General features: G+C 56.8%; 13 protein-coding genes. 5 read left to right on the forward strand and 8 right to left on the reverse strand.

Annotated elements, in window-relative coordinates:
* Nucleotides 1–489: 489 nt before the first annotated feature.
* The gene (locus tag PH552_RS01480; RefSeq protein ID WP_113248569.1) at nucleotides 490–1056 is read right to left on the reverse strand and encodes a hypothetical protein; all 567 of its coding nucleotides are present in this window, start codon (nucleotides 1054–1056) and stop codon (nucleotides 490–492) included.
* Nucleotides 1049–1264, reverse strand: coding sequence for a hypothetical protein (locus tag PH552_RS01485; protein WP_162736905.1), 216 nt, complete (start codon nucleotides 1262–1264; stop codon nucleotides 1049–1051). The genes PH552_RS01480 and PH552_RS01485 overlap by 8 nt, the downstream gene beginning before the upstream one ends.
* Before the next feature lie 528 nt (nucleotides 1265–1792).
* Here PH552_RS01485 and PH552_RS01490 point away from each other — a divergent pair.
* Nucleotides 1793–2266 carry a cupin domain-containing protein gene (locus PH552_RS01490; RefSeq protein WP_113248571.1) on the forward strand — a complete coding sequence of 158 codons (474 nt, stop codon included), beginning with the start codon at nucleotides 1793–1795 and terminating at the stop codon, nucleotides 2264–2266.
* Nucleotides 2267–2398: 132 nt separating this feature from the next.
* Here the strand turns inward: PH552_RS01490 and PH552_RS01495 are convergent, their stop codons facing one another.
* The 4 genes from PH552_RS01495 to PH552_RS01510 form a co-directional block, all read right to left on the reverse strand.
* A complete protein-coding gene (locus tag PH552_RS01495; protein WP_162736906.1) occupies nucleotides 2399–2911 on the reverse strand; it encodes a GNAT family N-acetyltransferase in 513 nt (170 codons plus the stop codon).
* Between the two features lie 70 nt (nucleotides 2912–2981).
* The gene (locus tag PH552_RS33695) at nucleotides 2982–3815 is read right to left on the reverse strand and encodes a hypothetical protein (protein ID WP_350223702.1); all 834 of its coding nucleotides are present in this window, start codon (nucleotides 3813–3815) and stop codon (nucleotides 2982–2984) included.
* 603 nt (nucleotides 3816–4418) lie between these two features.
* Nucleotides 4419–5465 carry a class I SAM-dependent methyltransferase gene (locus tag PH552_RS01505; RefSeq protein WP_183763870.1) on the reverse strand — a complete coding sequence of 349 codons (1047 nt, stop codon included), beginning with the start codon at nucleotides 5463–5465 and terminating at the stop codon, nucleotides 4419–4421.
* Between the two features lie 199 nt (nucleotides 5466–5664).
* Nucleotides 5665–6384, reverse strand: coding sequence for a LuxR family transcriptional regulator (locus PH552_RS01510; RefSeq protein ID WP_113249046.1), 720 nt, complete (start codon nucleotides 6382–6384; stop codon nucleotides 5665–5667).
* Between the two features lie 575 nt (nucleotides 6385–6959).
* Here PH552_RS01510 and PH552_RS01515 point away from each other — a divergent pair.
* Nucleotides 6960–7664, forward strand: coding sequence for an autoinducer binding domain-containing protein (locus tag PH552_RS01515; RefSeq protein ID WP_112342879.1), 705 nt, complete (start codon nucleotides 6960–6962; stop codon nucleotides 7662–7664).
* A 3-nt stretch (nucleotides 7665–7667) separates the two neighbouring features.
* Here the strand turns inward: PH552_RS01515 and PH552_RS01520 are convergent, their stop codons facing one another.
* Complete coding sequence (locus PH552_RS01520) at nucleotides 7668–7988, reverse strand: transcriptional repressor TraM (RefSeq protein ID WP_113248574.1); 321 nt, start codon at nucleotides 7986–7988, stop codon at nucleotides 7668–7670.
* 237 nt (nucleotides 7989–8225) lie between these two features.
* Between PH552_RS01520 and PH552_RS01525 the strand changes: the two genes are divergently transcribed.
* The 3 genes from PH552_RS01525 (at nucleotide 8226) to PH552_RS01535 (ending at nucleotide 9534) form a co-directional block, all read left to right on the forward strand.
* Nucleotides 8226–8447 (forward strand): helix-turn-helix domain-containing protein, encoded by a 222-nt coding sequence (locus tag PH552_RS01525; protein WP_112342877.1) that lies wholly within the window; start codon nucleotides 8226–8228, stop codon nucleotides 8445–8447.
* 86 nt (nucleotides 8448–8533) lie between these two features.
* Nucleotides 8534–9139: a DUF433 domain-containing protein gene (locus tag PH552_RS01530; protein WP_112342876.1), complete on the forward strand. Its 606-nt coding sequence runs from the start codon at nucleotides 8534–8536 to the stop codon at nucleotides 9137–9139.
* Nucleotides 9140–9159: 20 nt separating this feature from the next.
* Nucleotides 9160–9534, forward strand: coding sequence for a DUF5615 family PIN-like protein (locus PH552_RS01535; protein ID WP_113248575.1), 375 nt, complete (start codon nucleotides 9160–9162; stop codon nucleotides 9532–9534).
* A 2-nt stretch (nucleotides 9535–9536) separates the two neighbouring features.
* Here PH552_RS01535 and PH552_RS01540 read toward each other — a convergent pair whose 3' ends face one another.
* Nucleotides 9537–10139, reverse strand: a complete 603-nt coding sequence (locus tag PH552_RS01540) for a TraH family protein (RefSeq protein ID WP_113248576.1) — start codon at nucleotides 10137–10139, stop codon at nucleotides 9537–9539.
* Nucleotides 10140–10147: the final 8 nt, after the last annotated feature.

Genomic DNA, 10147 nt, shown 5'->3' on the forward strand with positions numbered 1-10147 from the left:
GGTCTGAGGCAGGGCTGTGAGGCTAAGCAATTAACCTCGAATGCAAAGATCCGGTTGGGCAGATCCGTTCGCACGGTCATTCTCTAAGCGGCCTTCCTGAAATGAGCATGAAGGCTCCGCTTGCCAGTCGCAGGCAACGCGAAAGCCGAGATGAACGTGCTAGATTTTCACGTCTTTCCATATCGGCTTGCGAATAATCCTGATCTCCGTGAGCCGTCGCACGCTCATACCGACGAGCTCTCTCGATGGAGGGCTTACCAGGTGGGCGGTCAGATAGTCCTTCCTCTTGCATTGCTTGCATCGGAACTGCTTTGCGATTTGCCGAACCGAGATGTTTCCGCATAGCTGCAGGAGATCCACCGGCTCGTAGAAGCGCTTCACCTGGCAAAACGCACAGTCGATTTTGACGTAGTAGGCCCCTGTCGCGTAATCGCGCAACGTTGACGCTGACAGCACCTCTACCCGGCTCGGAGCTTTCTCGGGCATTTATCATGCGCTGGGCTCAGCGCCGCCCTCTTCTTTGAATGATATGGCGTTGACGAAGATGCCGATGGTCTCATCCATGCTTGCGCCGGCCTTCGTCCATGTTGCTGCGCTCGTCATGCCTCTGACGCTCACTATTGCGCAGGCCTCGCCGGCCTCGTCGTCAATGGCGACTTCCAGCGAACCAACATGAATGCCGTCCGGAGCGAGGTAAATGCCGACACAGTGGAAGTGGACTTCCGTCCGGTCCGCCACGGCCGATATTAGCTCTGGTTCCACCTGATCTGCCGGAATTTCGCTCGGAGGAGACCAATAATAGAATGGCTCGATGCGGGGGTAATCCAGCAGAGTGTCGAGGATTTGCTGCACGCGATCGAGATGACTGCGTAGGGCAGGAGATTTCATCATCCCGCGATCCTTGAAGCGTTTGTCGTAACAACGAATGTTCACATGGCGCACGAATTCGCTAAGGGCCATTGCATCGCTGCCGCTGATCGTCATGGTGTCAGCCTTCGGCCTCGGCCCGTCACTGCCTTCGTCAGCATCATTTTCCAGATAGATCACGTCACCCATGGCGGTTCTCCTCCAATCTGGCCATGTCATAGGCGCCAAGCCCTTTCAGCACGCTCCTGGCGTCGCTAATCCGACGCTGAAACGCATCCGATTTGGCGACTGCTCCGTCGCGCCGACGCTGGTCAAAAACATCCTCGCCAAGGAATGCGACGAGATCCCTGAAAACCTCTGCGTCGTGGGGCGTAATGGTGTAGCCGGTCGTTTGCATGGCACACGTCTCCGTTCCGCCGGGGTGGCGGTTCGTTTCCTCGAATTTTGTGTAAACCCAGGCCATTAGCCTTGTTTGTTCTATAGATGTTCTCATTTTGGAGAAGAGTCAAGTCCGCGGCGGGTGGCCAGAATAGCACCGTTGACGCGTAGCTGATGGTGCCTTGGCATGGGCAGAATTACATGAGCCATGCAACAAGGAAAAGATCCGGGTCGAGGTTCAACGTAGGCACTTGCTTTCGCGGCCGAATTCTCGTCTGCGGGGCAGTTGGCCGGAATCGGCTGCGTGATCCTTGTTGTCTGATTGCTCGGTCAGAGCGGCATAAAGCTCTACGAAGAAGTCAGGGCGGTGGGATTTCGCAGCCCGTTTATCTTCATGCGCCGACGGGCTACGCAGTCGATTGGCGACAGCACAACGACCGAACAGCGCCGACTTGTTCAGGGTGGACTTAGTGACGTTTAAGTAGCTTAATTGCGGGGCCGCTGTCGGGGACGGGATGCCCGACGAGAGCGAAGGGGGGAGTGCCGAATGTCATCTCGGAAGGCGATCATTTCGTTGCCCGACAAGCCGCGGGTAGCAAGGACTCCTTTTGGAGCGAGGATCGTAATCCACGCCACCGCCGCCGAGACCGGGGGAGCCCTTGGCATGTGGGAGACGTTCACCCCACCGGGACAGGGGCCAGCGCCTCATACCCATACCCGGGAGACCGAAATCTTCCGAGTGATAAAGGGACTATATCGCTTCGAATGCGGAGGCGAGATATTCGATGCGCCGCCGGGGGCGGTGGTCGTCCTACCACCTCATGTCCAGCATGCGTGGAGAAACATCAGCGACGAACCTGGTCAGATGTTCGGGACCGTCATTCCCGGCGGCTGCGAGCAATTGTTCATCGACATCGAGGCGCTTCAGGCCGACACACCTGAGAAGATCGCCGTAATCGAAGCGCGACTGGGGATCATGAACGAGATGACGAGGGCACTCGGGCTGGGCACTAGGGTGTAGCGGACACCCGGTTGTCGATCGCCGCAGTGACCGCACCCAGCAAGTCCTGGTGCCGTACTGGCTTCGTCAGGAATTCGACAGCACCAGCCTTCATCGCTCGTAGCTAACTTGGGATACGGGCGTGGGAACCGCTCATCCGCCCAATCGCCACACCATGATAATGTCGTCGACTTCCCTGCCTCCATCAAGCACTCCGCCGGGAATTCGGCCGACCTCGACAAATCCATGGCGCAGATAGAACTGCATCGCCACCGCATTCTCCGCATTGACCGCGAGTTCCAGCTGCGCAATTCCAAGACGTCTTGCGTAATCCGAAACCGCGGCCAGAAGATCGGCAGCGATCCCGGTTCCACGCTCACTCTTTCGCAGATAGACACTCACGATGGTTGCGCGATGCGCCATTTTCCTCGGTCGATGACACGACAGGCCCATCATCCCAACCGGCTCCTTATTGATGAATGCGACGAAAACCGGCTCGCTCAACCGGTTACGCCACTCCTCGTCCGGAAGATCTACCCAATCGTCGTGGACGCTCGCAAATGAGGACGGGTCGCACGAAAGTGCCTCCAGACGAATGCGGCGGAAGATTTCGACATCGTCGACTGACAGGCGCCTAATCAATAGCCTTCGTGCGTTTGGCGACATGTCCATCTCCAGTAGGGTAGGCTGGTTATGACGGGTGAGGGAGCCGCATGTTTTTCTCTAAGGGAGTTTGCTACGACGACCGTGCCCACCGCCACTCTGGCGGCGGAACGCGAATTTCCTCGCTCTTCATGCGCGCCGTCAGCCCCGCCCAAATCGGATCGCCGGTAAAACTCGCGAGATCACCGCATGTCTCGGCAAGCGTCTGCTTGCCGTAGAGCTCGAGCAGATCCATCACGGTCTCATTCTCCAAGTCCGCGAAGGGGGAACCATTATGCGGCTTCAGCACGCGATGTCCCCATACGCCTGGACGGACGTCGGCGCGGAGGGCGTGCAACAAACTGGTTTCACCTGTTTTCTGAAGCGCTGTCGCAAGAACATGACGCATGAGGGGATAGTAGGCGACCTGACGACATCCACCGAGAACGCGTGTTCCAGGCAGGATGGAGATCACCAGAAACGTCATAAACAGGCTGGGCACGATTCTACGTTGCCGGAGCGCCACGGCGATACTCGCGGGTTTGAACCGTACGTCCGGCCGGGATCCTTTGACGTCCCAAAGGAGGCCATCTTTCAACCGCAAGGGAAAAATCTTGCCGTCAGCCAACCCCCAGAAGAGGTCTGTTGTCCTGCGGATCCATCCTGCCCATGGCCCGGCGTCAAGTTCATCGATCGCCTCCAGGATGGCGGAAGCCCATGCGCCATCTCCACCGATGCACTTTGACAGCCACGAGTCCGTATCCTCAAGGTGATCGGCTACGAGATCAGCGACGTCGATGTCGTCAAGCTGAAGCAACCGAACCTGCCTCGGAAAAAACCGCGCCCATAGGGCCTGATTTCCGGCCTTGATCGCCTCGGCGGCCGATGCGAAATCTTCACTGGGCAGGATCGTTTTCAGCCTTTCCACCGATGGATTGGCCGCTTGTCCGCTTTCGCGTCCCGACAGCAGGAAACGATAGGGACCGTTTGATCCGCATAGGCTATAGGCGTCCATTCGGCTTCGCGGAAGACCGAACACATTGATCGGTTCGTTCTCAAGATTGAGCCAACCGGGACCCTTCTTCGCCTTCTCGATGAATTTGACAGTGGAGGCGCCATACCAGATATGCCATTGAAGTCGACGAGCGCTAAGACCAAGCAGGCTGAACAGATGTGTGTAAAAGGCATCGGGCTCTATCAACAGATGGCAATGCGGTCCGGTTTGCATGACCGGCGCCGTGGTCAATTGTTCCGCGGCCTCTCGCGCCTGCGCGCGATCCGCACCTGACCTTAGCGCTGTTCGTTCGACACAGGCTTGCAGCCGGATCATCGCATCGCGGCGGATAGCGCAACCGGCTCGGTGGCTCTCGACTTCGTAGAGAGCTCTCGCATAATCCTTGAGCTCTCGGTTCCAAAACTGGTCAAGACCTGGCATCACGTGTGACAAGGCCTTCTTCAGGTCCGCCAAAGTCAAACACCCGTTGGAACTTGCATCCATGCGTGTCTGGTTCCCTTGTTTTGAACGGCGATGTCAGAACCGTCCGGCGGGGCGAGCAGCGCGCCATGCCCAAGGCTCATCGAGCGGCGGCGCTGTCTCGCGCGCGAAAACGAGAGGCAGCTGCTCGTAGCAAAACTCTTCCGGAATCGCCGGCTTCACCATTGAGCTGACGAAATCTAGCAGGGAAGCGGCCGAATTGGACGACACTATCGTGTAGAAATTGCCACTGTTCCAGGTGACGACGGAACAGCTGAAATACGCCCTCAGAGCTGAAATCGTGGTTTCCAGGTCGACTTGATAATCTGCCATCGTGTCGAGAACTTCGCGCTTCTTTGCGACGATCTGCGTCTGCGAAAAGTAGCGTGACTTGAAGTCTTCGTCCTTTTGACGCTCGCGAGCGAAGTAGGCCTTGATGTCTGGGTGTATCAGCTTTTGAACCTGTATCAGCAATCCGCCAGCCCGAATCCGCGGGGCTATGACGGAGAGCTGGGCTTCCCGATCGCGGCCATACATCTGGAAGGTCGTATCCTCCAGCACCAGGTCATATCCGTCTCGAAACGGTTGAAGATTATCATCGGTAGCATAGCGCTCGTCGTCCAGTTCGAAGAATGGACCGTGATGGAAATGGGCATGCTCACTTCCCCGGCGTGCGAAGAAACTGCTGCGATTGCCGTCTGTCGGGCTGCAGCACAGGGTTTTCAGCCTTCCGTCGCCCAGTCTTGCCAGCGCTCTTGCAAGAGTGCCAGCTCCCGCCCCGAGCGTATAGACGGCAGCGGCTTGCCGCCTCCGTCCCCATGCGCCCAGAGCAAAGGCGAGCATTGCGGCACCCATTCGGCACTCCTCTTCCAGGCGATAGGGAATACTTGCGAAATAATGATTGTCGAAATTCCCCCAAAGGCGGCGGTGCGTGTCCCAGAACACCATGGAGTCGAGATCGAATTCCAGGAGCGATAAGTCGGGTTCGGGAGTGCCAAGGTCAGGCATTCCGCCAAGACCGCGTGCGGTTCGCTCGAAAAACGGCGCGAACGCGTTCAGGCGGGGCGCCTTTTGCCAAGCATCAATCGTCTGCCTATCCACCATGATCCAATCCTTCCTGTAAGGCCGAAAGGAGCAGCCGCGTCGCGATAGGACCGCGGTTCCAGACAAGACTACGGCTTGCTGCAGCGCAGGCTCCTTGAATGCACAGATGTCATCGAAGAGGGATGGCGCTGCAATCGGTCGATTTTATCAGATTGACGGACAAGCGGAGGTTGTCGGATTGGCACCGAATGGCATTGGCTCACACATCAATGATCTCCAGGAAACTCGCCCTGGCGACCGCTTGGTAAAGCGTCCTGGCGCCGAGCTTGCGCCTGGCCAGGCGGAGATAAAGCCGTATTGTCCCTTCGGAAATCTGTAGTCTAGCGGCAATCTGCTTGGGGATCTCGCCGCGCGCGATAAGCTGCAGGCACTCCCGCTCGCGTCGAGACAACATATCGCGAGCGCCGCTTGCCCGAAGACCGGAGACAAGTACGGCCTTATCATGCAGATAATGGGAGAGAACCTGCAGTTCCCAGATGCTGGCATCACGAAGTCTCCGCCAGTCCGACCGGTTCGCAGCCGACGTTACCGAAAAAAGGGAACGCTCTCCGTTGGCCCCTCTCACAGGCATGGTGAGGCCATGTCTGCCGACGCCAAACCCTCTTGCATCCCTCAAGAAGGCTTTGCCCTTTAGGGATTGCGCGCGTAACGCATGCCAGTCCACCGGGAGAAAGCCGGTACGGCTGATCTCGATGACGGGATCAATTTCGAAATAGTTTCTTCGTAAATAGATATCCGTCCATTCGGGCGGATAGGTCGTGCAGAAGAAGGGATAGGGAAGGGGAGAAATACCGGCACGAACGACAAGCAAAGTTGCATGTGCAAAGCCATATCCGCGGCGGATTTCCGAGAGAACGAATTGCAAGTCATCGGCCTGCCGCGCATTTTCCAGTGTGTTCAGCACAGATGACAGTCGCATTTCCTCTGCATGCGGCCGCGCCATCAGCCTTTTACTCGGGCAGTGCAGCGTTTGACGAAACCCATTCCCAGCCCGCCACTATCCAATGATCATCCTCGAAATCTTGTCGGATCTGGTGGCCGAACGTGCTTATGGTCTGAATGCACCCCATCCGAATCCGTCAGAATACGCGATCTCCAAAATTGTCGGCCGATGACACATGAGCAATATGAGGATTCATCAAGTCTGGCGGCAACATGGAAGGCCGGCGCCCCAGGGGGTTACGAGCATTGAACTTCATGTTGCTTGGGACCATGCAAGGAGCCTCGTAGCCAAGGAGCCGAGCCGCGAGCGGCCGCTTTCTGTGTTCTAACGTCGAAACCGAAGTTTGATTCCGACACCGCCGAACTTGCTCGAAACAAAAAAAATAGTACCCGTTAAGCGCGAATGACGTTATCATAAATTGTTCATAAACACCGGGAAATGCGAGTCACGGCGGGAGGCCGTGGTCGCTGAGATAGTCTGGCGTTGCGGAACCCGGCACTTTGCGAACAGACGAAAGGGAGGACTGACGCAACCGGACTGGAGACAACTTTATGGATAGTGATCTTCGCTCTCTCATCGACATGACCGAGACCGCCCACGATGAACGCATGGTCAAGAGCGCTCTGAAGACATTCACTCATTCATGTGGCTTCGAGCGTTTCGCGTTTCTGCGGACCGAGGGCCTACAAATCCGAACATTCAATTCGTATTCGGAGGAATGGCAGGGCGTTTATTTCGAAAGTCAGTATTCGTTAATCGACCCAGTTATCACCGAAGCCAAACGTCGCATGGACATGTTTAGCTGGAGGGCCGACGACTGGCCGGCGCGGGGATCCTCTGAACTCAGGCGCTTTCGAGACCAGGCAATTAAGCATGGCATTCGTAGCGGCGTGACGATACCCGTCGCAGGAAGCTTCGGCTCCACGATGATGCTGACCTTTGCGTCCTCTGCACAGTCCGCAGACATTTCGAAACTTCAGGATCGACAAAAGGCGATTCATGCAGTTCTCGCGGTCCACTACGGCCTGAAAATCATCGCCGCCTCTACCATTTTTGCACCAAAGCGATTGCTTTCTCCCCGGGAAGCCATGTGTGTCATGTGGGCCGCGAAAGGCAAAACCGCTCCAGAAACCGCCACCCTGACGGGGATCAATGCGAGGACGGTGCAGCATTATCTTGATAGCGCGCGTCGCAAGCTCGAAGCTGCGACGGTTCCACAACTTGTCGCAATCGCAAAGGATCACGGATTGGTCTAATCTTCACTTCTCGTCGTCGAGCGGAACCTCAGGGACATAACCGAGAATGTCGATGATTTCCGAAAGCTCTTGCTGTTGTGCCTCGGATTTCTTCTGGCGCGCGAGATATTCGTCCTGCAGACTGGCGAGGACATCGTCGGAGACCGACGGGTCCGCCGACGCGCGGGTCCATTCTTCATAAACGGCCTCGTCCGCGACAAGAAGGCGGCGGTGTTCAAGGATCGCGGAAACAGCCAGCGCTTCCAGCTTCGACTCTGGCATCGACCGGTAGCGAGATTCACGCGCGGCCTGTTCGTCTGCCTCGGATGAGCTGGCCTCAATCATCCCTGTCTTCTCCTGCTTTATTTTTGCGGTCGCCAATATCCGAGGCTTACTGGCATCACGCATGGTTGCGGTCGATTACCAACTTTCTGAAGGTCGAAAGGGAAATTGATTTTTTGCGGGTCATCGCCCAACATGCGCACCCTTTGGCGTCCCACATAGCCTTGATTTTGCGAACAAAATAGCTTTGTCGAGTATACTCCGTGGTGAAATACTCTGCAAGAGGTTGCTCTCTCGATCATGGAGATTCGAGAGGTGCTTGCACGAAACTTGAAAGCTGCGCGTCTGGCCAAAGGCTTGTCGCAAGAAGAACTCGCGCATCGAGCAGGTATTGACCGAACCTACATCAGCTCCCTGGAACGCAGCATATACAATGCCAGTATCGACGTGGTGGATCGCTTGGCAAAAGTCTTAGAAACAGAAGCGTCTGATCTGCTGAAACGGCGGCCGGAAAAGAAGTGAAGCCGCGATCCTGACTGACGAAAATTGTCGCAGGACTTTACGATAGATATCGCCTGAACTATATATTCTCCACAAGGAGAATGATTATGGCCACCGCTACTCGCGCTTACACGCCCACCGAAGCTGCAGCGCTCAGCGAGATTGCAGTAAAGTCGGTGCATAATGCAATCGACAAGCGGATCATCGCTGCCCATTTAGGACGTGGAGGGCGGGAACTTACCGACGAGGATCTATTGCGCCTCAAGCTCTGGTACGGCGTCGGATCGATCCTCACGGCCGAGCGCCGCAAACGATTGTTCGAGACAATTGACCGGAATCCCGACGCCGATACGGTGAGGGCAGATGACTATTTGATCGTCGACGTAGCGCGGGCGAGGGAGCAGCTGGCCGCGCGTGCAGACGCCCTTCGAGAGGCCGAGCAGAAGATCCAGACTGTGAAGGGCGTCGCAGGCGGCGAGCCGGTGTTCACCGGAACTCGAATTCCGGTGCGCATGATCGCTGCTATGAGACAGCAAGGTGCCAGTACGGCAGAGATCGTCGAGGGCTATCCTTCCGTCACAGCGCGGATGGTGGAACTCGCCGAAATTTGGGCGGCGGCTCACCCTGCTAGAGGGCGCCCAAAAAAGCTGTCGGAACAGGGATTGAAGGTGAAATCGGTGAAGCGTTTGCCGCTGGCCAAAGTTGATTCCTGAAAATCCTCGGGCGCCGCTTCTTGAAATTCCTTATCGATGAATGCCTGCACACCTCGCTCGTGGCTGTGGCGCAAGAACACGGCCACGACTGCTTTCATGTCAATTGGCTTGGTCTTAGCGGCGAGACTGATTGGGACCTGATGCCCCGCATTCTCGCGGATGATTTCACGTTCGTGACGAACAACGCACGCGACTTCAGGAAACTGTCCGCGAAAGAGGAGCTGCATGCTGGCCTGGTAATCATCGTGCCGCAGGTCCTGCCGGGTTTGCAGCGCGAATTATTCATGGCGGTGCTGCAGGAACTTGCCGATTCCCAAGAGATCGTGAATGAAGTGGTGGAGATTGCCATCGAAGATGGTGACGTTATCCTGACGCGCTATGCGCTGCCGGAATAACGTCAATTTCCGCCAATGCCGGAGAGATCGATCCGAATTCCCGCCCGATCAACCTCCTCATTCGTGTCCGATTGCTTTTCCGGTGTCGCCACTGCCTCGTCATCGACCGAATTCACTTCGCTTTGCTGCGGCAGTTCTATGGCACCTCCCGGATCCGCTGCGTGGAATACGCTTACGCCTTCAAATTCACCCGTTTTCCAGGCATAAACGGCATCCTCGAAAATCTGCGGGAAAACCTCTTCGCTCTTGGGGTTGCCGTACCACCTGGCTACGATCCTTAGAACCTTGGCGAACAGTGCGGTTCCTTTATGAAGGTTTTCGCAAGGCTCCACGAGGTCCGGTAACAAGTCGGCAGCGTCCTTGGAGCCGACGCCAGCGGGGAGCTGCGTCAGGCCGACGCGAACGACGGCCTGTCCGACATATTGCCTCGCGATCGCCATTGCCTCGTCGACCGACTTCGCCTTCGGCACGAGGACCAATCGGCCGCCGGATTTGACCGTGACGGCGAAGGGATCCTCCGAGCCTGCGGCTGCCACGAACTGCTCGACGACCGGGGGCCTGAGTGAAGGATCGGCGCATTCCTTGATAAACGTAGGATCCAACATGACGTCTC

The sequence above is a fragment of the Rhizobium aureum genome, assembly GCF_030182495.1.
Lineage (GTDB): Bacteria > Pseudomonadota > Alphaproteobacteria > Rhizobiales > Rhizobiaceae > Rhizobium > Rhizobium tropici_C.